The organism is Catenuloplanes sp. NPDC051500 (assembly GCF_044454585.1).
In the GTDB taxonomy this organism is placed as follows: domain Bacteria; phylum Actinomycetota; class Actinomycetes; order Mycobacteriales; family Micromonosporaceae; genus Catenuloplanes.
The window spans coordinates 174,645-195,594 of record NZ_JBITDX010000004.1; the positions used below are offsets into that span (position 1 = coordinate 174,645).

The 20,950-nt window shown below is 71.1% G+C and carries 23 protein-coding genes; 16 read left to right on the top strand and 7 right to left on the bottom strand.

The annotated features are described in order from the left end of the window. The first annotated feature begins 48 nt into the window (after positions 1-48). Complete coding sequence (locus ACIA8K_RS10080; RefSeq protein WP_396057019.1) at positions 49-465, top strand: hypothetical protein; 417 nt, start codon at positions 49-51, stop codon at positions 463-465. Positions 466-593: 128 nt separating this feature from the next. Here ACIA8K_RS10080 and ACIA8K_RS10085 read toward each other — a convergent pair whose 3' ends face one another. From ACIA8K_RS10085 to ACIA8K_RS10095, 3 genes are read right to left on the bottom strand one after another with little or no spacing between them, the layout of a single operon-like run. Further along, on the bottom strand, positions 594-974 hold the full coding sequence (locus ACIA8K_RS10085; RefSeq protein WP_396057021.1) for a RidA family protein: 381 nt from the start codon (positions 972-974) through the stop codon (positions 594-596). Between the two features lie 32 nt (positions 975-1,006). After that, entirely contained in the window at positions 1,007-2,263 is a 1,257-nt protein-coding gene (locus tag ACIA8K_RS10090) for an amidohydrolase/deacetylase family metallohydrolase (RefSeq protein ID WP_396057023.1), read from the bottom strand. After that, positions 2,260-3,540 carry a transcriptional regulator gene (locus ACIA8K_RS10095; protein WP_396057628.1) on the bottom strand — a complete coding sequence of 427 codons (1,281 nt, stop codon included), beginning with the start codon at positions 3,538-3,540 and terminating at the stop codon, positions 2,260-2,262. The genes ACIA8K_RS10090 and ACIA8K_RS10095 overlap by 4 nt, the downstream gene beginning before the upstream one ends. 135 nt (positions 3,541-3,675) lie before the next feature. Between ACIA8K_RS10095 and ACIA8K_RS10100 the strand changes: the two genes are divergently transcribed. From ACIA8K_RS10100 to ACIA8K_RS10125, 6 genes are all read left to right on the top strand, one after another. Beyond that, complete coding sequence (locus ACIA8K_RS10100; protein WP_396057025.1) at positions 3,676-4,857, top strand: alanine racemase; 1,182 nt, start codon at positions 3,676-3,678, stop codon at positions 4,855-4,857. A gap of 108 nt (positions 4,858-4,965) precedes the next feature. Next, on the top strand, positions 4,966-6,222 hold the full coding sequence (locus ACIA8K_RS10105; protein ID WP_396057027.1) for an extracellular solute-binding protein: 1,257 nt from the start codon (positions 4,966-4,968) through the stop codon (positions 6,220-6,222). Then, on the top strand, positions 6,219-6,761 hold the full coding sequence (locus ACIA8K_RS10110) for a carbohydrate ABC transporter permease (RefSeq protein WP_396057029.1): 543 nt from the start codon (positions 6,219-6,221) through the stop codon (positions 6,759-6,761). The genes ACIA8K_RS10105 and ACIA8K_RS10110 overlap by 4 nt, the downstream gene beginning before the upstream one ends. Continuing rightward, on the top strand, positions 6,740-7,129 hold the full coding sequence (locus ACIA8K_RS10115) for a carbohydrate ABC transporter permease (RefSeq protein WP_396057031.1): 390 nt from the start codon (positions 6,740-6,742) through the stop codon (positions 7,127-7,129). The genes ACIA8K_RS10110 and ACIA8K_RS10115 overlap by 22 nt, the downstream gene beginning before the upstream one ends. Then, a complete protein-coding gene (locus ACIA8K_RS10120; RefSeq protein ID WP_396057033.1) occupies positions 7,126-7,944 on the top strand; it encodes a carbohydrate ABC transporter permease in 819 nt (272 codons plus the stop codon). Before ACIA8K_RS10115 ends, ACIA8K_RS10120 begins: the two co-directional genes overlap by 4 nt. Continuing rightward, positions 7,944-9,551 carry a beta-N-acetylhexosaminidase gene (locus tag ACIA8K_RS10125; protein WP_396057035.1) on the top strand — a complete coding sequence of 536 codons (1,608 nt, stop codon included), beginning with the start codon at positions 7,944-7,946 and terminating at the stop codon, positions 9,549-9,551. Before ACIA8K_RS10120 ends, ACIA8K_RS10125 begins: the two co-directional genes overlap by 1 nt. On the opposite strand, the gene ACIA8K_RS10130 is transcribed toward ACIA8K_RS10125, so the two are convergent. After that, positions 9,548-10,033, bottom strand: coding sequence for a MarR family winged helix-turn-helix transcriptional regulator (locus ACIA8K_RS10130; RefSeq protein ID WP_396057037.1), 486 nt, complete (start codon positions 10,031-10,033; stop codon positions 9,548-9,550). The two genes, ACIA8K_RS10125 and ACIA8K_RS10130, sit on opposite strands and share 4 nt — an antisense overlap. 120 nt (positions 10,034-10,153) lie before the next feature. On the opposite strand from ACIA8K_RS10130, the gene ACIA8K_RS10135 reads away from it, so the two are divergent. From ACIA8K_RS10135 to ACIA8K_RS10145, 3 genes are all read left to right on the top strand, one after another. Beyond that, positions 10,154-11,098: an NmrA/HSCARG family protein gene (locus ACIA8K_RS10135; RefSeq protein WP_396057039.1), complete on the top strand. Its 945-nt coding sequence runs from the start codon at positions 10,154-10,156 to the stop codon at positions 11,096-11,098. Between the two features lie 1,360 nt (positions 11,099-12,458). Then, complete coding sequence (locus ACIA8K_RS10140) at positions 12,459-13,256, top strand: discoidin domain-containing protein (protein ID WP_396057041.1); 798 nt, start codon at positions 12,459-12,461, stop codon at positions 13,254-13,256. A 58-nt stretch (positions 13,257-13,314) separates the two neighbouring features. Continuing rightward, positions 13,315-13,629: a hypothetical protein gene (locus tag ACIA8K_RS10145; RefSeq protein ID WP_396057043.1), complete on the top strand. Its 315-nt coding sequence runs from the start codon at positions 13,315-13,317 to the stop codon at positions 13,627-13,629. A 160-nt stretch (positions 13,630-13,789) separates the two neighbouring features. Here the strand turns inward: ACIA8K_RS10145 and ACIA8K_RS10150 are convergent, their stop codons facing one another. Beyond that, positions 13,790-14,362 (bottom strand): TetR/AcrR family transcriptional regulator, encoded by a 573-nt coding sequence (locus ACIA8K_RS10150; RefSeq protein ID WP_396057045.1) that lies wholly within the window; start codon positions 14,360-14,362, stop codon positions 13,790-13,792. 94 nt (positions 14,363-14,456) lie between these two features. Here ACIA8K_RS10150 and ACIA8K_RS10155 point away from each other — a divergent pair, with 94 nt between their 5' ends. After that, positions 14,457-15,314 carry an alpha/beta hydrolase family protein gene (locus ACIA8K_RS10155; protein ID WP_396057047.1) on the top strand — a complete coding sequence of 286 codons (858 nt, stop codon included), beginning with the start codon at positions 14,457-14,459 and terminating at the stop codon, positions 15,312-15,314. 7 nt (positions 15,315-15,321) lie between these two features. Here the strand turns inward: ACIA8K_RS10155 and ACIA8K_RS10160 are convergent, their stop codons facing one another. Then, positions 15,322-16,197 carry an AraC family transcriptional regulator gene (locus tag ACIA8K_RS10160; protein ID WP_396057049.1) on the bottom strand — a complete coding sequence of 292 codons (876 nt, stop codon included), beginning with the start codon at positions 16,195-16,197 and terminating at the stop codon, positions 15,322-15,324. A 78-nt stretch (positions 16,198-16,275) separates the two neighbouring features. Between ACIA8K_RS10160 and ACIA8K_RS10165 the strand changes: the two genes are divergently transcribed. Then, complete coding sequence (locus tag ACIA8K_RS10165; protein ID WP_396057051.1) at positions 16,276-17,187, top strand: NAD(P)/FAD-dependent oxidoreductase; 912 nt, start codon at positions 16,276-16,278, stop codon at positions 17,185-17,187. Between the two features lie 62 nt (positions 17,188-17,249). On the opposite strand, the gene ACIA8K_RS10170 is transcribed toward ACIA8K_RS10165, so the two are convergent. Continuing rightward, complete coding sequence (locus ACIA8K_RS10170) at positions 17,250-17,771, bottom strand: CGNR zinc finger domain-containing protein (protein WP_396057053.1); 522 nt, start codon at positions 17,769-17,771, stop codon at positions 17,250-17,252. Positions 17,772-17,797: 26 nt separating this feature from the next. Between ACIA8K_RS10170 and ACIA8K_RS10175 the strand changes: the two genes are divergently transcribed. From ACIA8K_RS10175 to ACIA8K_RS10190, 4 genes are all read left to right on the top strand, one after another. After that, positions 17,798-18,049, top strand: a complete 252-nt coding sequence (locus tag ACIA8K_RS10175; protein WP_396057668.1) for a hypothetical protein — start codon at positions 17,798-17,800, stop codon at positions 18,047-18,049. 180 nt (positions 18,050-18,229) lie between these two features. After that, a complete protein-coding gene (locus ACIA8K_RS10180) occupies positions 18,230-18,862 on the top strand; it encodes a TetR/AcrR family transcriptional regulator (RefSeq protein ID WP_396057055.1) in 633 nt (210 codons plus the stop codon). Between the two features lie 244 nt (positions 18,863-19,106). Next, on the top strand, positions 19,107-19,949 hold the full coding sequence (locus tag ACIA8K_RS10185) for a glycosyltransferase family 2 protein (RefSeq protein WP_396057057.1): 843 nt from the start codon (positions 19,107-19,109) through the stop codon (positions 19,947-19,949). Beyond that, on the top strand, positions 19,946-20,938 hold the full coding sequence (locus ACIA8K_RS10190; RefSeq protein ID WP_396057059.1) for a glycosyltransferase family 2 protein: 993 nt from the start codon (positions 19,946-19,948) through the stop codon (positions 20,936-20,938). Before ACIA8K_RS10185 ends, ACIA8K_RS10190 begins: the two co-directional genes overlap by 4 nt. Positions 20,939-20,950: the final 12 nt, after the last annotated feature.

Here is a 20,950-nt window from a genome sequence, read left to right on the forward strand (position 1 = left end):
GGCCGGTTCCGCGAGCATACCGCCGGACGTGGCGGCTATGGTGGCCCGATGCCGCTGACCGACGACGACCTCGCGTTTCTCGCCACGGTCACCGTCGCGGTCGCGCCCGGCCGCAGCCTGGATCTGGTCTTGCTGGTGCGCGCCTGGCGGGCACATCTGGCGAAGTTCGAGGCGGATCTGTTCGCGGCGCCGGACGACCTGTCGATCTGGGGTGCGCACGACTACATCGCGGCGCTCTGTTTCCGGGACTGGATCGCGCAGGCGACCGCGCTGCTCCCGCTCGACCTGCGCCGCGCTGTGGACAGCGTGGTCGCCGAGATCGACCGCCGCTTCCTCGCCTTCACTCAGCCCGACGTCGACAACCGTGTCGAACACGCGGCCGACGACCACGACCCCACCCACGACTGGTGGTGGCACCGCCTCCCCCGCTCCGGCCCGATCCACGACGAGCTGATGAAGGTGTGACACGGCCATATCGGCCTGCGCGACCGTCAGGCGGCCTGCTGCCAGTTTGCTGCCAGTTGTTGCCAAACTGGCAGCAAACTGGCAGGGGTGTGGCGCCGCCCCGGTGCTCAGGGACGGCACCGGGACCACTACTTGCCGGTGTAGAGGACTGCGTCGATTTCGATCTGGAAGCCTTCGAGGGCGACCGGGAGTGTGGTGCGGGCCGGGAGGTTCTCGGTGCCGAGGAACTCGACGTAGATCTCGTTCATGGCCGGGAAGTCGGCGAAGTCACGGAGGTAGACGCCGACCCGGACGGCCTGGGAGAGGGAGGCGCCGGCGGCCTCGGCGACCGCGGCGAGGTTGGCGAAGGACTGGCGGGCCGCGGCTTTGAAGTCGTCGCGGATCCAGGTGCCGTCGGGGAGGACGGGGCAGGCGCCGGCCAGGTAGACGAAGTCGCCGGCCACGACGGCCTGCGAGTACGGGCCGCCGGGCGGGGCGGCCTTGTCGGTGACGATGATGCGCTTGGGCACGGGAACGCCTTTCTGGACGGACAACCAGTCAACTAGACGGAGTAACGGGGGAACTGTTCGGACAGGCCGTCCGCGCCGACAAGCGGCTCGCGCAGCAGCGCCCGCAACGCGTTCGTGCGGTCGTGCAGCGCCTGGCGCTGGGCGGGGGTCAGCGGGATCCAGGCCGGAGGCGGCTCGGGCAGGCGCGGGGTGAGCAGCCGGCCGCCGACGTAGGTGGCGTCGTTGACCAGCCGATGCGGCGCGATCCGGCGTTGCTGGTGCGCGTCGACCACCTCGAACGGGCCGTCGCGAAGCGTGAACACGGCGAGGTCCGCGGGTGCGCCGACGGTGAGCGTGCCGGCCGGTAGACCGAGCACGCGCGCGGGGTGCACGGTGGCGCGTGCGATCACGTCCTCAAGGCTCAGGCCGAGCGCGAGCAGCTTCGTCAGTGTGGTCGGCAGGTCGAACACCGGGCCGTAGACGCTGCGCGCGTGCAGGTCGGAGCTGAGCGTGTGCGGGATCAGCCCGAGCGCGAGCTGCGCGTCAAGCACGTCGAAGGCGAAACCCCCGGAGCCATGACCGAGATCAAACAGAACGCCTCGGCGGTACGCGTCGACAAGCGCCGGATGCGCGGGCGAGGAGCCGGCCGCGATCGCGCTCGCACAGTGCGTCACCAGGTCGCCGGGGCGCAGCAGCGACACCACGTCCGTCAGCTCCGGGGGCGACGTTCCGATGTGGACCATAAGTGGCACGCCGCAGGCCTCTGCGACGGTGAGCCCCCGGCGCAGCGGCTCCAGGCCGTTGTCGCCGACGGTCTCCCGGTCCATCCGCACCTTCACGCCGCGGACCAGGTCCCGGTTCGCGACGATCGTCGAGACGGCCAGGTCCACGTCGCAGTGCGCCAGGTCGCGGGCCTCGCCGGTCCGCCCGGACAGGCCGACCGCGGAGATGTTGAGGAACGCGGCGATGCGTACCCGCCCGCGCGCCGCGGCTGCCCGGAACGCGCCGAGCGTGTAGGCGCCGGCCGATCCCGCGTCGACCCAGGTGGTGACGCCGGTGCACCAGGCGATCGGGTCCGGGTCGATGCCCCAGTAGCCGCCTCCCGCGTGCACGTGGGTGTGCAGATCGACCAGGCCGGGCGTGACGATGCGGCCGCGTACGTCGACGACCTCGCGGGCGGCGGAGACGTCAAGTGCGGGCGCGACCGCGGCGATCTTTCCGTGCCGTACGCCGACGTCGAATGCCCCGACGTGGCCACCGCCGACGTCGACGACGTGCCCGCCGGTCAGCACCAGGTCCAGTGGGGTCACGGGGCCGGCACCGCGGATGTGATCGCCAGCCGGTACAGCCGGGTCGGGCGTCCCTTGCGGCTCACCTGCGCGCTGCCCTCGTCCACCACCAGGCCGCGTTCGCTCAGCTTGCGGATCAGCCGACGTCCGCTCGGGTCGGTGATCCCAAGCGACGCGGCCAGCTCGCCCGGCGACACGGCCCGGCCGGCCAGCCCGCGTTCGATCGCGGCCAGCCGGGACAGTGTGCCCGCGCTCAGCCCGACCTCCGCGGCCAGGCCCTCAAGGCCCTCGTCGTGTGAGCGGTAGGTGAACGTCAGCGCGGTGCCGCCCGCGCCCATCGGGCCGATGACCAGCCCGGAGTCCTCGATCAGGTACGCACCCGGCACCGGTTCCTGCTCGGCGCGGGCGGCGGCGCGCTCGGCCAGCGCGACGCAGGTGCGGGCGGAGGAGCCGATGCCGAAGCCGGCGACCACCCGTACCCCAAGTGTCTCCTGTGCTCTGGCCAGCACGTTCAGGTCGACCCAGCGGTGCGTGACGGCCTCGAACAGTGCGCGGTGCGCGAAGACGACGACGCCGCGCCGGTCGCGGTTCTCGATCCAGCAGTCGGCGAACTCGGGCGTGTTGAGCAGCAGGTTCATCAGGCCGATCCGGGCGCGGTCCGGGTCGGGGGAGTTCGGCGCGACAAGGAACACGCCGGCCGCGAACCGCAGCTCGTCGGCCTGCTTGGATTTGACCCGCAGCGCGAGCTGGTGCAGTTCCGCGCGGATGGTGGCGATCTCCGGCTGCGCGCTGACCACTGTCGCGCCCTCGACGCCTGCTGCGATCACGCCGGTGCGCACGCTGATCACCAGCGGCGCGGCAGCCCGGCGGTGGAACGCGACGATGTCATCCACTGTCTGCGCCTCGTCGAACGGCCACGCGTCGATGAGCGCCCGGTCCAGGCCGAGCGCGTCCGCGACCTCGTCCACCGTGTCCTGGCCGAACGTGTCGATGCTTACCGGTACGGCCGGGCCGCCGTCCGCGAGCGCGCGGCCCCAGGCGAGCGCCAGGTCGAGCGGGGCCGGGCGGGTGACTGTGACAGGCAGGTCGGCCGGGATGACCTCGCGGGCCCGGGCGTAGGGGACCGGGCCGAGCAGCAGGCCGTCGACGCGCTTGCGCCGCAGCAGGTCACCGACGAGCGGGCGGATCTCCGGCTCGTGTTCGTAGGTGACCCACTCCAGCGAGGCGCCGGTCAGCGTGCGCGACGCCGCGTCGAACCGCGGCCGGTGGCTCGCGTGGACCACCAGCCCGATGACCATCGCCACGACAGGCCGCTCCTCACCTAGGATCGGAACCGATATTCGAGCAGGTTCGAAAATAGTGCGCTAAAGCTCGACTAAGAGTGGGGCTTCGGCCCGCGCGGGTCAAGCCCGCCCCGCGAGAAGGGTGTCACAGTGACAGCGATCGACTGGCGTACCAAGGGGTTCTTCAACCCTGGGCCGCCCATCCCGGACGAGGACTTCATCGCCGCAGGCCACGGCCTGTTCGACGGTGCTTTCACCTATCCGCTGATGATCGCCCGGCAGGCCGCGCTCGACGCGAACGTGGCCACCATGGCCGCGTTCTGCGCACGCCACGGCCTCACGTTCGCGCCGCACATCAAGACCCACATGAGCCCTTCGCTGGTACGGGCGCAGCTCGCCGCCGGAGCCTGGGGCGTCACTGTCGCGACCGCGAACCAGGCGCTTGCCGCACACGCGATGGGCGCGACCCGAATCCTGATCGCCAACCAGGTCCTCGACCCGACGGCGTTGCGCTGGGCCGCCGCCCACCAGGTGATGATCACTGTCGACTCGGTAGCCGGCGCGGAGGCGGCCGGGCGGGCGGGGCCGACCGTCCCGGTGCTTGTCGAGCTCGGCCACGCGAACGGCCGGACGGGCACCCGTACCCTCGATGAACTGCTTGTGGTGGCCGCCGCGGTCCATGATCACGCGACGTTGCGGCTGGCCGGCGTGACAGGTTACGAGGGCGGCCTGCCGGACGCGGGGGCGGTCGCGGCCTTCCTCGACCGGCTGCGTGAGGCGGCCGGCGCAGTGGCCCATCTGATCGACGGCGACCTGATCGTCTCCGCGGGTGGGAGCGCCTGGTTCGACGTGGTCGCGGACCGGCTGCCCGGCGCGCTGCCGGACGGCCGCCCGGTCACCGCGCTGCTCCGTTCCGGCGCCTACGTCTCGCACGATGACGGCTTCTACCGCGAGCGCACGCCGTTCAACCGGCTCGCGGACCAGGGAGTTCTGCAGGCCGCGCTCGGTGTGTGGGCGCAGGTGCTCTCCACGCCCGAGCCGGGCCTGGCGCTGATCGGCATGGGCAAACGCGACGCCCCCTACGACGAGGGACTGCCCGAGCCGCAGCGGGTACGGCGGTCCGGCGGCGCTCTTGAGGACGCCATCGGCATGCGTGTGACCAGGATGAACGACCACCACACCTATCTGTCGACAGGGGGCATGCGGCTCGTACCCGGGGATCTCGTGCTGTTCGGGATCTCGCACCCGTGCACCGCGTTCGACAAGTGGCGGGCCATTCCGGTCGTTGATCATGACGGGCGGGTTTCCGGCGTGCTGCGGCCGCATTTGTGACCGCCGGGGTCTTGACGTGCTGACCGGGGCGAGCCCACTCTAGGTGCCACTGAGATCAACGAACTATTTACGAACCATGCACGAAATAATTCCTTGACCGGAGGCCCGATGAAGAAGCGGATTGCGGGGATCGCCGTCGCCGCCGCGTTGCTGACCGGCTGTGCCCCCTCCACAAGCGCGCCGGCCACGTCCGGCACCGACGAGACGACAGGCACGCTGCGCGTCTGGCTCTTCGACGAGCCGAACCGCGCCCCGAAGGAAGCGGTGATCAAGGCCGCCGTCGACGAGTTCCAGGCCGCGCACCAGGGCGTGACCGTCGACGTGCAGTACATCGCGGTCGAGACGCGCGCCGAGCGGTTCAAGGGCGCGTTCAACGACCCGGCCAGCGCGCCCGACGTGGTGGAGTTCGGCAACACCGACCTCGCCGAGTACGTCAACGCGGGCGGCCTCGCCGACATCACCGCGGACCTGGACGGCTGGTCCGAGGGTGCGGACCTCGCGGCCGACCTGCGCTCCAGCGCCACAGTCGACGGCAAGGCGTACGGCCTGCCCTGGTGGGTCGGTGTCCGCGCGCTGCACTACCGCACTGACGTCTTCACCGAGCTCGGCCTCACGCCACCGGCCACGCTTGCGGAGCTGACCGCCACCGCGAAGACCATCCGGCAGCGCAAGCCGGAGCTGTTCGGCGTCGCGGTCGGCGGCAAGTACACGTTCGGCGCGCTGCCCTTCGTCTGGGCCAACGGCGGCGACATCACGGCGCTGAACTCGGCGCAGTCCCGGGCCGGCGTCACCGCCTACACGGACCTGCTCAAGGACGACAACTGCCCGCCGCAGCAGTGCGCGGACCTGACCGGCGGCAAGACCGTCGAGCTGTTCGCGAGCGGCAAGGCCGGCATGGCGATCCTCGGCAACTTCAACCGCACCGCGGTCGAGGCCGGCGCGGTCAAGGGTAAGTACGCGGTCGTGCCGCTGCCGGGCGTCACGGCCGGGAGCATCGCGCCCGCGTTCGCCGGTGGCAACAATCTGGGCGTCATGAAGAACACGCCGCGTCGCACGCTCGCCGCGGACTTCCTGGAGTTGCTCGGCAGCAAGAGCTACCAGCTGAAGATGTTCGACGCGATGGGCAACCTGCCAACGCTCACCTCGGCCCGTACCGAGATCGCGGCCAAGGATCCCACGCTCAAGCCGTTCCTGGACACGATCGCGGCCGGCACCACGTTCGTCCCGGTCGATCCGGGCTGGGGCACGATCGACAGTCAGGCCGTCATTCCGACAATGCTTCAGAACATCGTGACCGGCCGATCGACTGTGGACGCCGCGACCGACGAGGCCGCCGCCGCGGTCAGCGCGGCCCTGAACAAGTGACAACTGTGAACGCGGGCCCGGCCGTGAAGGGCCGGGCCCGCGATCTCACGCCGCTGTGGCTGCTGATCCCGGCCGCTGCGGTGCTGCTCCCGCTCTTCGCCTACCCGATCTACCAGCTCGGCCTGCTCTCCGTGCTCGACTTCCGGCAGGCCCAGGTCAGCGGCGGCCAGCCGACCCGGTTCGTCGGGCTGGGCAACTACATCGACCTGATGTCCGCACCGAAGTTCTGGTCGGTGCTCTGGGCGACGGTGCTGTTCGCGGCCGCGCTCGTGCTTGTCACGCTCGCGGTCGGGGCCGCGCTCGCGGTGCTGCTCACCAAGGTCAGCCGGTGGGCCGCCTATGCGCTGTCGCTCGCCGCGATGGCCGCCTGGGCCGCACCCGCGATGACCGGATCCACAGTCTGGATGTTCCTCTTCGACACCAACCTGGGGCTTGTCAACCGGCTGCTCGGCTGGGAGGGGCACAACTGGACCTACCAGCGCTTCTCCGCTTTCGCCCTGGTCGGTGCCGTGGTCGTGTGGCACTCGTCCCGTTCGTGATGGTCACGCTCTACGCCGGGATCAAGGCGCTGCCCGAACAGGTGCTTGAGGCCGCCCAACTGGACGGCGCGAACCCGTGGCAGTCCTTCTGGCGGGTCACCGTGCCGATGCTGCGCCCGATCATCGCGATCGTGGTCATCCAGTCGATCATCTGGGACTTCAAGATCTTCACCCAGATCTACGTGATGACCAACGGCGGCGGCATCGCCGGCCAGAACCTCACCCTCAACGTGTACGCGTACCAGCAGGCGTTCGCCTCGTCCGAGTACGGCCTCGGCTCCGCGATCGGCGTGGTCATGATGCTGATCCTGCTCGCCGTCACGCTTGTCTACCTGCGCCTGCTGCGCCGCTCCGGGGAGCCGCTGTGACCCGCCGCCTGATTCCGAACACCGTCGCGCTCCTGGTGGCGCTGGTCGTCGCCTTCCCGATCTACTGGATGGTGCTGTCCGCGCTGAAACCGGCCGGGGAGATCCAGTCCGCCTCGCCGGTGCCGTGGACGCTCGCGCCGTCGCTCGACAGCTTTCAGCGCGTGCTCCAGGTCAACGGCTTCGGCAGGTACTTCCTGAACAGCCTGATCGTGGCGCTCGCGGTGGTCGTGCTGTCCGGGCTTGTCGCGTTCCTGGCCGCGGTCGCGCTGACCCGCTTCCGCTTCCGGTTCCGGAGCACGCTGCTGGTGCTGTTCCTGATCGCGCAGATGGTGCCGATCGAGGCGTTGACAATCCCGCTGTTCTTCCTGGTGCGGGATCTGGGGGCGCTCAACACGCTGTTCTCGCTGATCCTTGTGCACTTCGCGTTCACGCTGCCGCTCGCGGTCTGGATGCTGCGCGGTTTCGTCGCCGCGATCCCGGACGAGATCGAGGAGGCCGCGCAGCTCGACGGCGCGTCCCGCTGGCAGATCCTGTGGCGCATCCTCTTCCCGCTTGTCGCGCCCGGCCTGGCCGCCACAAGCGTGTTCTCCTTCATCACGGCGTGGAACGACTTCCTGTTCGCCCGCACGTTCATCATCAGTGCGACGGAGAATCAGACGCTGCCGATGGCGCTGCTCGTCTTCTTCAAGCCGGACGAGAACGACTGGGGCGGGATCATGGCGGCTTCGGTGCTGATGACCGTACCCGTGCTGATCTTCTTCCTGCTCGTTCAGCGGCGCCTGGTGTCCGGCCTGGCCGGGGCGGTGAAGGACTGATGATCCCGCGCCCCGCGTCGGTTCTCCTCGCCGAGGGTACGTTCGTGCTGCGACCGGACACGGTGCTTGACGCGCCCGGCTCGCTCGCCACCGAGGCGCACCTGCTGCGCGCCACGCTCGGCCCGCCGACCGGCTGTTTCCTGCCGCCCACCGCGGCAGGTCCTGCCGGTCTCTCCGCAGATGAGCGGGCTCCCGGTGGGGCGATCGTGCTCCGTCTCGACGAGGCTATGCCGCCGGAGGCCTACCGCGTCAGCGTCACTGCCGAATCGGTCACGGTGACCGGCGGCGGCCGGGCGGGCGTCCACTACGGACTTCAGACGCTGCGGCAGTCGCTGCCACCGGCCGCGCTCCGCCGCGCCGCGACCGGCGCCGGGCCGTGGACGGTGCCGGTGGGCGAGATCGCCGACGCACCCCGGTTCCGCTGGCGGGGCTGCCTGCTCGACGTGGCCCGGCACTTCATGCCGGTCGCGGGCGTGTTGCGGCTGATCGACCTGCTCGCGCTGCACAAGCTCAACGTGCTCCACCTGCACCTGACGGACGACCAGGGCTGGCGGCTGGAGATCCCGGGTTATCCGCGCCTGACGGAGGTGGGGGCGTGGCGGCCGCGCAGCATGCGGGGGTCACGGGTGCACGGCGAGTTCGACGAGCGGCCGCACGGCGGGTTCTACACGGCGGACGACGTCCGGGAGATCGTCGCCTACGCGGCGGCCCGGCACGTCACTGTGGTTCCGGAGATCGACCTGCCCGGCCATGTGCAGGCGGTGCTCGCGGCGTACCCCCGGCTGGGCAATGGCTCTGGTGAGCCCTCGGTGATGGAGGCGTGGGGCGTCTCCACGCACACGCTCTCGGTGTCGGACGAGGCGCTTGAGTTCTGCCGGACCGTGCTGCACACCGTCTGTGACCTGTTTCCGTCGCCGGTGGTCGGTATCGGCGGCGACGAATGCGACCGCACGGAGTGGCGTACCAGTCCCGCGGCGATCGCGCTTGGCGTCGACGACGTGCAAGCCTGGTACGTGGCCCGGCTGGCGGGCTTCCTCGCCGAGCGCGGGCGGCGACCCTTCGGGTGGGACGAGATCCTGGAGGGCGGCGCTCCGGCGGATGTGCTGATCGCCGCGTGGCGCGGCCCGGAGTCCGCGGTGCGCGCGGCGAACGCGGGCCACGACGTGGTCTCCTGCCCGGACATGCACGTCTACCTGGACTATCGCCAGTCCGATGACCCCGGCGAGCCGGTTCCGGTCGGGAGTCGGCTGACGGTCTCCGACGTGTACGCGTTCGACCCCGTGCCCGCGGGCGTGGCCGACCCCGCACGCATCATCGGCGCCCAGGCCAACATCTGGACCGAGCACATGCCGGACGCGCGGGCCGTGGACTACATGGCGTTTCCGCGGTTGTGCGCGTTCGCCGAGGTGGTCTGGTCCTCCGGCGCGCGTGATCCCGTCGACTTCGAACACCGTCTGAACAGCCACTACGCCCGGCTGGACGCGCTCGGCGTCGAGTACCGGCGCCCGTCCGGCCCCCGGCCCTGGCAGTCACGGCCGGCGGCGCGCGGCAATCCGCTCACCCATGGGCAGCGCCGCGCCCTCATCGCCGAGATGCTGGCCCGCTAGACCGCCTGACGCTCCTCCGTGCAGAGCGGCGTCGCCTCGTCCAGCCGGGCGGTGACCTTGTCGCACAACTCCGCGAACGTGGTCAGCTCCGCCGGCGTCAGCGCGTCCACGAACCAGGTCCGGACGTGCGCCACGTGCATCGGCGCGGCCCCCTCGATCGCGGCCCGCCCGTCCGGCGTGATCACCACGTCCGAGTAGCGCAGATCGTCCGCCCGCAGTTCGCGCGTGATCAGGCCGCGCTTCTCCATCCGGGTCAGGTGGTGGGAGAGGCGGCTCTTCTCCCAGCAGGTGCGCTCGATCAGGTCGGTCGAGCGCATCCGCCCGGCCGGCGCCTCGGACAGGTGCACAAGCACCTCGTAGTCCGGCACCGACAGCTTGCCCTCGGCCTGCATGTGGGCCGCGATCTGGGCCATCAGCCGGCCCTGCATCTCGACGAAGCGGCGCCAATCGCGTTGCTCGTCATCCGTCAGCCAGTCAGTCACCTTCCCGATGGTACGCGTCACAGGTTGATGCGTCATCGATCGGGAATCTTCGATGGAGTCGTCAGGTTGATGCGTCATTAGAAGGGCCGGAAAGGCCCGGACGAGGATGCGGAGAGTGTCATGAACAAGATCATCGCGGTCGTCGGCGCCACCGGAGCCCAGGGCAACGGCCTGGTCCGCGCGATCCTCGACGACCCCGACGGCGGCTTCACGGTGCGCGCGCTCACCCGCGACGCCACCTCCGAGAAGGCGCAGGAACTCGTCAAGCTCGGGGCGGAGGTGATCCAAGCCGACAACTACGACGAGGAGAGCCTGGTCAAGGCGTTCACCGGGGCCTACGGCGCGTACCTGGTCACCAACTTCTGGGCCCACATGTCCGCCACCCGCGAGCAGGAGGAGGCGGCCAACCTCGCCCGCGCGGCCAAGACCGCAGGCGTCGCGCACGTCGTCTGGTCCACGCTCGAGGACACCCGCGACCACATCCCCGCCTCCGACCCCCGGCTGCCCACGCTTCAGGACGCCTACACGGTCCCGCACTTCGACGCGAAGGCCGAGGCGGACAGCCTCTTCACCTCGCTCGGCGTGCCCACCACATTCCTGCGCACCACCGCCTACTTCGACAACTTCATCGGCTTCGGCTGGGAGCCGGTCCGGGACGCGGACGGCACGCTCGTCCTGAACCTGCCGATGGGAGAGGCCAGACTGGCCGGCATCGCGGCCGAGGACATCGGGCGGACCGCCTACGGCGTCTTCAAGGGCGGGCCGGGGTACGCCGGGCAGACCGTGCACATCGCCGGTGAGCACCTGACCGGTGAGGAGATGGCGGCGCAGCTGAGCCGCACGCTCGGCGAGACCGTGGTCTACCGGCCGCTCAGCCACGACGCGTACCGCGCGCTCGGCTTCCCGGGCGCCGACGAGATCGGCAACATGTTCCAGTACTACACCGAGCACGCCGACTACTTCACCGGCGTCCGCGACCTCGACCAGGTCCGCCGCCTCAACCCTGGGCTGCAGACCTTCGCCGAGTGGCTCTCCCGCAACGGCGACTCGATCCCGCGCCACTGAACCAGGTTTCGAGTCTTGAGCTGATCGCATCACCCCGGGACGGCCTTCGCGGATCTCCGTGAAGGCCGTTCCGCACGTCCGGCCTCCGGGATGCCGGGGCGACTCGGACCCATCGACGGCCTCCGGTTAACCTCCTCCGGCGTAGGCGTTGCACTTGTAGGGAGCCGACATGGAGAAGCCCGAGCGGCAGCCGGATGCGGATCCGGCCGGCGGCCATGGCGGCCCGGAGGCGTCCGGTCCGGCCGAGAAGGCTGGTGGGGCGGCTTCCTCGGAGCAACCCGGCCCGGCCCTGTCCGTGCCGCGGCCGGCAGGGCCTGTCGTGACGCCGGTGTCACCGACGCGTGAGTCCACATCGGATAGCGTGCCCGCCGAGTCGGCCCCGGCCGCTTTTGTTCCGGCGGATTCGTCTTCGGCGGCGGATGTGCCCTCGGTTGCCGCGGATGCGCCTTCGGCGGCTGCGGAAACGCCGCAGAAGCTCGGGGCCCCCACAGTTGTGACGCCGCCTGTTTCGGACGGGTCGGCTTCGGGCGTGGCTACCGGGACGGATCCGCAACCCCCGGCCGCGGTCATGCCGTCATTGCCGCAGGTGGCGAAGTCTGAGCCCGCATCGGTCTCGGCTGCGTCACCCCGCCTGAGTCCTGAGCCGGCTTCTGCCGACGCTCCGCCGTCGTCGCAGACGCCCACGACGACACCCGAGCCGAAGCCCGCTTCCGCTGGTCCTGCTTCTGCTGGTCCTGCTTCCGCCGGGCAGGCGGAGGCAGGTGGTGAGGTATCGGGTGGATCGCCGCCGGCCCCGGGTGCGCTGTCGAGTGCGCGGGAGCGGTCGAAGTCGCCGATCCCGCAGCGAGCGATTGCCCTGCGGGGCCTGCCGATGACCGGCCGACCGGCGGTGTCTGCCAGCCCTGCTGCAGGCGGCGACACCCACGCCGGGGTACGTCACCCCGGCGAGGCGGGTGTGGCGAGCGCGGGTGAGCCGACCGCTCCACATGTGGGCCAGGCCGCGGCGGCGGTTCCGGATGGGGCAATGACGCAGGCCGCGCAGCCTGCCCCGGCCGCCACGTCTTCCGCGTTCGGTCCGGTATCCCCGCAGCGCACATCTTCCGCTGAGTCCAGCTCGCCCACCGCCACGGCGCCGTCAACCTTCGCCTCCCTGCCCACGACGCAGACTTTCGCCGCCCAGCCCACAACTCCCGCCGATGCTGGGCCGGGCGGTTCTGGGTTAGGCGGTGCTGCGTCGAGCGATTCTGCGTCTGCCGGTTCTGCGTCTGCCGGTTCTGCGTCGGGCACCGCTGGGCTGGGCGGTGCTGCGTCCGGCGCTGGGGCTCACACCACACCGCCTTCCGGCTCCGGGAGCCGCAGCGTGACGCCCCCGACGGGCGACGCTCCCGCCGGCTCCGACCTGGTCCTGGCCACCACCATCGCACCGCCGGCCGACCCGCCCACCGTCCCCTCCCGGCGCGTCCGCCCATGGCTGGTCGGGGTCGCGGTCGTCGCCGTGGTCGGTCTTGTCGCGGTGCTCGTGCCACTGCTTCAGGGATCCGACGAGAAGCCGGACCTCGCGGTCGCCTCAAGCGCTCCCGCCGAGCTTCCCTGGAACATCGGCTATCCGTCCGGCCCGTCGACTGTGGATGCGGCCGGTGTGACGCCGTCGCCGTCCAGTACGGCTGCCGCGTCCGTCTCGCCGACGCCCGGCCGGACCTCAGCGGCCTCGGCCAAGCCCTCGCCGAGCAAGACACCCTCGCCGAAGGCGACCGGGCCGAGGGCCAACCCGTCCGGCGCCAACATCGCGCTCGGCAAGCCGGTGTTCGCGTCGACGGAGTCGGCCGAGGTGAGCGCGGCCAAGGCGGTCGACGGCGACATGTCGACGCGGTGGAGCAGCGCCTACTCCGCACCCGAGTGGATCATGGTTGACCTGGGCGAGACCTGGAAGATCAGCAGCGTCACGCTGTTCTGGGAGACCGCCTACGGCCGTAGCTACCGGGTCGAGGTCTCGGCCGACGGCAAGACCTGGAAGTCGATTTACAGCACCACGTCCGGCGAGGGCGGCACCGTGAAGGCCGCCGCCCGCAGTGGCACCACCGGCCGATACGTCCGCCTCTACGGCACCGAGGTCGCCACCATCTGGGGCTTCAGCATCTTCGAAATGGAAGTCCGCTAGCCGATCTTGACAGCGCGTGCGACAACGGACCTGTCCGCCTCGTAGTGACAGGAGCCGCATGCGCAGTTCGACCGACTCGATCGTGATCCCGCTGGACGTGGAGACGGCCAGGCGTGCCGTTCATGCCGCCCTTACCGGCCTGCCGCGGGTGACGAGTGTCTACGTCGGGGTGAGCGTGGTCGAGGCGCGGACCCGCATGAACCTGTGGTCCTGGGGCGAGGCGATCCACTGCCGGCTGTGGCCCGAGAACGGCGGCACCCGGGTCGACGTCGAGAGCCGTTCCATCGTGCCGATGACGATCGTGGACTACGGCACGAATCGCGACAACGTCCGCCTGCTGATGACCGTGCTCGGCGGCGCCCTGATCCGCTAGCTCCGCACGCCGGCCCGGAAGCAGGGTTCGACGGTCCGGGACCGGCGTCGGGGTTTCCCGGCCACGGCGGGGCCGGTGCCCGCGGGAGCGTGCGGGCCGGACCACCCACAGAGTGGGAAAAGGGAATGTCCGGGCTTGATCTTTCGTCGCCGTGTCGTGGTCAGTTTGTTCGCAGGCCCTTGATGACCAGTTCGACCATGTGGCGGGCGTCGTAGCGCGAATCGTTCTCGGCGCCGATGCAGAGGTTGCCGACGCCGCGGAGAAGGGTGAGCGGTTCCGTGCCGGGGGCGATCTCGCCGGAGCGGGTGGCGGCGTCGAGGAGGTGGGCGCAGACCGGGAGCAGGCGGTCGAGGAAGTAGGCGTGGAGGGTGTGGAAGGCGGCGTCGTCGGACTGCAGCGCGCCGGCCAGGCCGTGCTTGGTGACCAGGAAGTCGACGAACATCCTGATCCAGCTGCCGAGGGCGGCGTGCGGGGACGGGGCGGTGGCGAGCAGCGCGGGGCCGGCCTCGGCGCACGCCTCGACCTGGTGGCGGTAGACGGCGACGATCAGGTCGGCGCGGGTGGGGAAGTGCCGGTAGATCGTGCCGACGCCGACGCCCGCGCGGGTGGCGATGTCCCGGACCGCGACCTCGACGCCGGATGCGACGAACGCAGCGGCGGCCGCGTCAAGCAGGGCCAGCTTGTTGCGCTCGGCGTCGGCCCGCTTGCGCGGTGCGGGGGTGTCAGAGGCCACTACATCACTCCGCTTGGCAAACGGAACCAGGTTCCGTATCGTTGGGTGCGGAACAAGGTTCCGCTTTGTTGAGTCTGCCAGAACAGAGGACCCCATGACACCAATCGTCTCGATGCACCCGGTGATCCTGCCCGCTCCGGAGCGCGGCGACGACCTGCGGGTACGCATCTCCGCACCCGCCACGACCGACACCCTGCCGGTCGTCATCCTCTCGCACGGCTTCGGCGAGTCCGCAAGCGGCTACGCGCCGCTTGTCGATGCGTGGACCGCGGCCGGGTTCGCGGTCCTCCAGCCCACCCACCTCGACTCGCGGACGCTTGCGCTGCCCCAGGACGACCCGCGTCAGCCGGAGATCTGGCGGATCCGGATTGACGACGTGCGCCGCGTCCTCGACAACCTCGACGTGCTTGAGGCGCTCATCCCGGGACGGCTGGACCGGGAGCGCGTCGCGGTGGCGGGGCACTCCTGGGGCGCGCAGACCGTGAGCACGCTGCTCGGCGCACGGGTGATCGGCTTCGACGGCGTGCCCGAGCGTGACCCACGGGTCTCGGCCGGCGTGCTGCTCGCGCTGACCGGCACCGGCGGTGCGGATCTGAGCCCGTTCGCGGCCGAGCACTTCCCGTTCATGAGCCCGGACTTCTCGGAGATGACCACGCCGGCGCTGCTGGTGGCCGGCGACAAGGACCAGTCGATGCTCAGCACGCGCGGGCCGGAGTGGTTCACCGACGGGTTCTACCTCAGCCCGTCGCCGAAGGAGCTGCTCACGCTGCCCGGCGGCGAGCACTCGCTCGGTGGCATCACCGGGTACGGCGTCACCGAGACCACTGACGAGGACCCGGCGCGGGTGGCAGTGGTGCAGCGCGCGACCACGGCGTACCTCCGGAGCGCTCTGGGCATCGACGACGCCGGGTGGGCCGCGGTCAGGGCGGAGGCCGGGATCGCGTCGAAATGACGTCAGGTCACGCCGTCTCGCTGACGCCGGTCCGGGCCGCCTGCCGGAAGCGGCCCGGCGCGACGCCGTACTCACGCCGGAACGCGCCGGCGAACGAGAACTCCGTCGCGTAACCGACCTGCCGGGCGATCGAGGCCAGCGGCGCCTCGGTCTCGCGCAGCAACCGCGCACCCTGATCGAGGCGGGCGGCGATCAGATATGCCATCGGCGACCGCCCGGCCGCGGCCGTGAACCGCCTGGTGAACGCGGCCCGGGACAGGCCCGCGGCCCGGCTCAGCTCCGGCACCGTCCACCGGGTCTGCGGGCTGTCGTGGATCCTGCTCAACAGCGACGTGATCGCCGGATCCGGCGTCGGTGGCCGGTCCGCCGAGGCCAGCCAGTGGGTCAGCGCATGCGTGAGCATCAGGTCCAGCAGCGCGGGCCGGACCGTGTCCGCGCCCGGCCCGGCGGGCTGCGACTCGTGCGCGTCAAGCAGCGCGACGAGTGGCGGCGCCGCGGGCACCACGATCAGGCCGGGCAGCGCGGCCAGGTACGGGTGCACGCGCCCGTGGTCCAGCCGGTAGGCGCCGCACAGGAACTCGAAGTCGGCCGGCCCCGGATCCGTACCGGCCGTGCCCAGCGCCACCGGCGGCAGCCCGCGCAGCGGCCGCGGATCCGAGCCGAGCCCGTGGTCCGCACCGGCCGTGATCAGCACGACGTCGCCCGCGCGCAGCTCTACAGGCGCGTCCGTGGACAGCAGCCAGCCGCGGCCGTGAAGCACCACGTGGAAGCCGCTGCCGGGCAGGCCGGAGAAGCGCAGTCCCCACGCGCCGGACTGCCGGAACCGCCGGACCGTCCCCCGCCCGACCCGCAACGCCGACATCGCCTGGCTGATCGGATCCACCCGCCGGATGCTATCCGCGTATGCGCGTGAGCCGCACGCGCATGTCCGCCCGGTCGCGCCACTGGTGGAGTGGGACGCATGAACGACAGCATCGTCATCGGCGCGGGCGCCGCAGGTCTCAGCGCCGGGCTCACGCTCGCCCGGGCCCGCCGCGACACCCTGATCATCGACGCCGGCGCGCAGAGCAACCTGGCCGCGACCGGGATCGGCGGGCTGCTCGGGCACGACCGCCGCCCGCCCGCGGAGTACTACGCGGCGGGCCGGGCGGAGCTCGCGGCGTACCCGTCGATCGAGATCCGCCACGGCGAAGCCGTAAGCGTCACCCGCGGCGAGGACGACGTCTTCACTGTCGCGCTCGCGGACGGCCGCCACGAGCGCGCACGGACGCTGATCCTTGCGACAGGCATGGAATACCGCCACCCACGCCTGCCCGGCCTCGGCGAACGCTGGGGCACGTCCGTGTTCCACTGCCCGTTCTGTCACGGCTGGGAGATGCGCGACCGGCCGATGGGCGTGCTGGCAACCAGCGCGGTGGGCGTGCACGGCGCACTCAACCTGCGCGCCTGGACGCGCACGATCACACTCCTGACAAACGGCGCGGAGCTGACCGGCGCCCAGCGAGATCTGCTGTCCGCCGGGGGAGTGGCGTGGGATCCGCGCCCGATCGCCGCGCTCGACGGCCCCGGCACATCCCTGGAGACCGTCACGTTCCACGACGGCGATCCGCTCCCGGTCACGGCGCTGCTGGTCAAGGCCGTGCTGTACCAGCGGTCACCACTCGCCACCGGTCTCGGCGTCACGCTCACCCCGCCGGACGAGATGCTCAGCGTCGAGGCGATCACGGTCGACCCGATGTGCCGTACCGCGATCCCCGGACTCTTCGCCGCCGGCGACGCCGCCACCTCGGTGCCGCCGTCGATGGCCGCAGCCGTCGCCTCCGGCTATCTGGCGGGCGCGAGCGCGGCCGTCCGGATCGCGGCCGGGTACTGACCGACCCTGGTCCGCCCATTGATACAGAGTGTTGCAACAGACTGTATCAACGTGCCCAACTGTCAGGCGGCGGCGCGGGCGCGGTGGCGGCGGACGGCGTCGCGGTTGGCGCAGGTGGTGGAGCAGTAGCGCTGGCGGCCGGTGCGGGACATGTCGGCGAAGGGGGCGGCGCAGCCGGGTTCGGCGCAGCGGCCGAGGCGGTGCATGCCGCGGCCGGCCAGGTGCAGGGCGGTGCCGACGCTGATCAAGGTGCGGAGCAGCCAGGCGAGGGGCAGGTTTGCGCCGCGGTAGTGGATGTGCCAGCCGTCGTCGGCGTGGTTGGAGAGGCGGGGGTGGGCGGAGGAGCCGGCCAGCAGGCGGTTGAGGCGCTCGGCGCGGGTGTCGAAGTCGGTGGCGTCGACGACCTCCAGCCATGACTCCAGGAACTCGCGGGTGGCGTGCAGGTCGCCGTCGGTGACCGGCTGCTCGATCATCAGCTCGACGGCGCGGCAGCGGGCCTCCAGCTCGGCGGCGGTGGCCGGTGGGTGGCGCAACAGTTCTATGGCGAACAGGACCGCGTCCTCGCCGTAAGGGTTGATGTGCACAAGGGCATTACATCACCGTTGTGGGCATGACGGAACAGCACACCTGGCGGACCGTTTCCAGCCACCACACCAGCACCGGCCCGATCCGCTACGAGCGCTGCCACTGCGGCGCCTGGCGCCTGGCGTCGCTGGTACCCGGCGGATCGGCCGTGAACGGCGCATCGGCTGTGGACGGCGCACCGGCTGTGAACGGCGCATCGGCCGGGATCAGCGCGGCGGGCGGCGGCCGGACGTGGATCACGTCCAGCCTGGAGACGGCCCGAGTGAGCACCACATAGAGCCGGTTCAGGCCGCGCCGCGCCGGTCTCGACGCGGTAGGCCGCGGTGTCACGCATGCGGGCCAGCGCCGCATGCACCTCATCCAGGAACGCGAGCTCGTCGCCGGGCACAGACATGCAAAAAGCTTAACCGAGTAAAGAAAATAACCAAGTAAAATATTTGCCTGGTACGCTTCCCGCGTGACGGAGATCGGTGTCGGCCTGCGCGAGCGCAAAAAGCAGCGCACCCGGGACGCGATCTCAGCCGCCGCGATCGGGTTGTTCCTAGAGCGCGGCTACGACCGCGTCTCGGTCGCCGAGGTCGCCGCCGCCGCCGAGGTCTCCAAGCCGACGCTGTTCAAGTACTTCGCCTCGAAGGAAGACCTGGCACTGCACCGCATCGCCGACCATGCCGGCGAGTTGGCCCGGGTGGTCCTGGGGCGGTCGTCGGGCACGTCCCCGCTGGCCGCGCTGCACGCCCACTTCAAGCACGGGCTGGCCGGGCGCGACCCGGTGACCGGGCTCAACGATCATCCGCAGGTGCTGGCGTACCACCGTCTGATCTTCGAGACTCCCGCGCTGGCCGGCCGGGTGGCCGCGCACGCCGCCGCGGATGAGGACTCGCTGGCCGCCGCGCTGAGTGATGACATTCCCGCCCCTGCCGACTTCGTGGCGGCCGGCCAGATCGTGGCGGTCCGCCGCATCCTGGCCCGGGAGAACTGGCGACACCTGGCCGCCGGGGTCAGTGCGGATGCCCGTCACCCCGCCGCGCTCGCCGCGGCCGACGACGCATTCGCCCTGCTGGGCGGCGGTCTGGCCGCCCGCTACAGCTGACCGGAAATATCGGCCGCCGCAGGTGTGATTTGCCCTACCAAGGGTAATTGAGCCGGTTTATCGCTTGGGTCCACTTCGCCGGGACCGCGATACCTTGCGGGCATTACCTGTGATTCGTGTGCTCTCCACCGAGGCGCCCCGCCTACTCTGTAACGGTCACGGCACACAGCGTGACGGCATGCACCTACAACACCGGTGGTTTGGAGATGTCATGCAATATCACCATCACGCGCCGCCTCCTACGGTGAGCGTGATCGTTCCGGCGCTGAACGAGGCCCGGAACCTGCCGCACGTGCTCGGCGCGATGCCCGACGTGGATGAGGTCATCCTCGTCGACGGCGGCTCGGAGGACGACACGGTCGAGACCGCGCGGCGTCTGATGCCCGGCATTCGGGTCGTCCAGCAGAACCGCAAGGGGAAAGGAAACGCTCTGGCCTGCGGATTCGCGGCCGCGACGGGCGACATCATCGTCATGATCGACGCTGACGGTTCCACCGATCCCGGTGAGATCCCGCGCTTCGTCGAGGCGTTGCAGCGCGGCGCCGACTTCGCCAAGGGAACCCGGTTCGTAGCCAGCGGGGGCAGCGCGGACATCACGGGAATCCGGCGACTCGGCAACAAGGCGCTAAGCGTCTTCGTCAACATGCTGTTCCGGACGAGCTACAGCGATCTCTGCTACGGCTACAACGCGTTCTGGGCCGCCCACCTGCCGATCTTCGGGCTCGACCACACCACGCCGCGGCCCGCGTCCGGCGAGTGGCTGTGGGGCGACGGCTTCGAGATCGAGACGCTGCTCAACCTGCGCGTCGCCCGCGCCGGCCTGCGCATCGAGGAGGTCGCCAGCTACGAACACGCCCGCATCCACGGCGTCAGCAACCTCAACGCGGTCACCGACGGGTTCCGCGTGCTGCGCACGATCATGCGCGAATGGCCCCGCAGGCCGATTCCGCACCTGGCGGTCGAGCTGACCGCGGCGGCCGCGACGGTGGCCGGCCGCCGGCACCGGGTGTCCGCGCCGATGCGCACCCGCGCCACCGCCACGTCCGGCCGCAAACACGCCCGCGCGGGCGCGAGAGGGGTCTCGTGACCCTGCTGGCTCCGGAAGAACAAGCACAGACCGGCGAGGGTACGGGCACGCCCGCGATCAGCGTCGTCATCTGCACCTACCACGAGCGGCGGTTCGGCGAGCTCGTCGCCGCCTGCGCCTCGGTTCTCGCGCAGCTCGCACCGTACGACGAGCTGATCGTGGTCGTCGACCACAACCCCGAGCTGCTGTCCCGGGTGGACCGGGAGATCGCCGGCGTCCATCCGGTCGCCAGCGCCGGGCCCCGCGGACTCTCCGGCGCCCGCAACACAGGCGTCCGGCTCAGCCACTGCCCGATCGTCGCGTTCCTCGACGATGACGCCACCGCCGCGGACGGCTGGCTGGACCGGGTTCGCGCCGGGTTCGGCGACCCGGCCGTCCAGGTCGTCGGCACCGCGGTCGCGCCGCGCTGGGCGGGAGGATCCGCACCGCGCTGGTTCCCGCCCGAGTTCGGCTGGGTGGTCGGCTGCGGATACCGCGGCCTGCCCACCGAGCCGGCGCCGGTCCGCAACCCGATCGGCGCCTCGATGGCGATTCGCAGGGCCTGCTTCTCCGAGGTCGGCGGCTTCTCCGAGGTGGTCGGCCGGGTCGGCACGCTGCCGGTCGGCTGCGAGGAGACGGAGTTCTGCATCCGCCTGGCGCGGCGGCACACGCACGCGGCGGTGGTCTTCGACCCGCGGGCCAGGGTGGACCACCTGGTGCCCGCGGAACGGCAGCGCTTCGGCTACTTCCTGCGCCGCTGCTACCACGAGGGCCGCTCGAAGCGGGCTGTGGCGGAGTTGACCGGCCCGGGCGACGCGCTCGCGGCCGAGCGGCGGTACGTCCGCCTGGTCCTGCCGCTCGGCGTGGCCCACGGTCTGGCCGGCGCGCTCCGCAGGCCGAGCGGTCTGCTCCGGTCCGGCGCGATCCTCGCCGGGCTGACCGTGACTGTGCTCGGATATCTGGCCGCCACGCCGCCCGCCCGCTCCGGTGACCGGAGAGCCGTTCGATGAGACGCGTTTGGA

Bases quoted from the DNA above. Each gene is read 5' to 3' on its own strand.
- ACIA8K_RS10080 (WP_396057019.1), top strand. From the start codon at position 49: ATGCCGCTGACCGACGACGACCTCGCGTTTCTCGCCACGGTCACCGTC.
- ACIA8K_RS10095 (WP_396057628.1), bottom strand. From the start codon at position 3,540: ATGGTCATCGGGCTGGTGGTCCACGCGAGCCACCGGCCGCGGTTCGAC.
- ACIA8K_RS10105 (WP_396057027.1), top strand. From the start codon at position 4,966: ATGAAGAAGCGGATTGCGGGGATCGCCGTCGCCGCCGCGTTGCTGACC.
- ACIA8K_RS10125 (WP_396057035.1), top strand. From the start codon at position 7,944: ATGATCCCGCGCCCCGCGTCGGTTCTCCTCGCCGAGGGTACGTTCGTG.
- ACIA8K_RS10135 (WP_396057039.1), top strand. From the start codon at position 10,154: ATGAACAAGATCATCGCGGTCGTCGGCGCCACCGGAGCCCAGGGCAAC.
- ACIA8K_RS10145 (WP_396057043.1), top strand. From the start codon at position 13,315: ATGCGCAGTTCGACCGACTCGATCGTGATCCCGCTGGACGTGGAGACG.
- ACIA8K_RS10155 (WP_396057047.1), top strand. From the start codon at position 14,457: ATGACACCAATCGTCTCGATGCACCCGGTGATCCTGCCCGCTCCGGAG.
- ACIA8K_RS10165 (WP_396057051.1), top strand. From the start codon at position 16,276: ATGAACGACAGCATCGTCATCGGCGCGGGCGCCGCAGGTCTCAGCGCC.
- ACIA8K_RS10175 (WP_396057668.1), top strand. From the start codon at position 17,798: ATGACGGAACAGCACACCTGGCGGACCGTTTCCAGCCACCACACCAGC.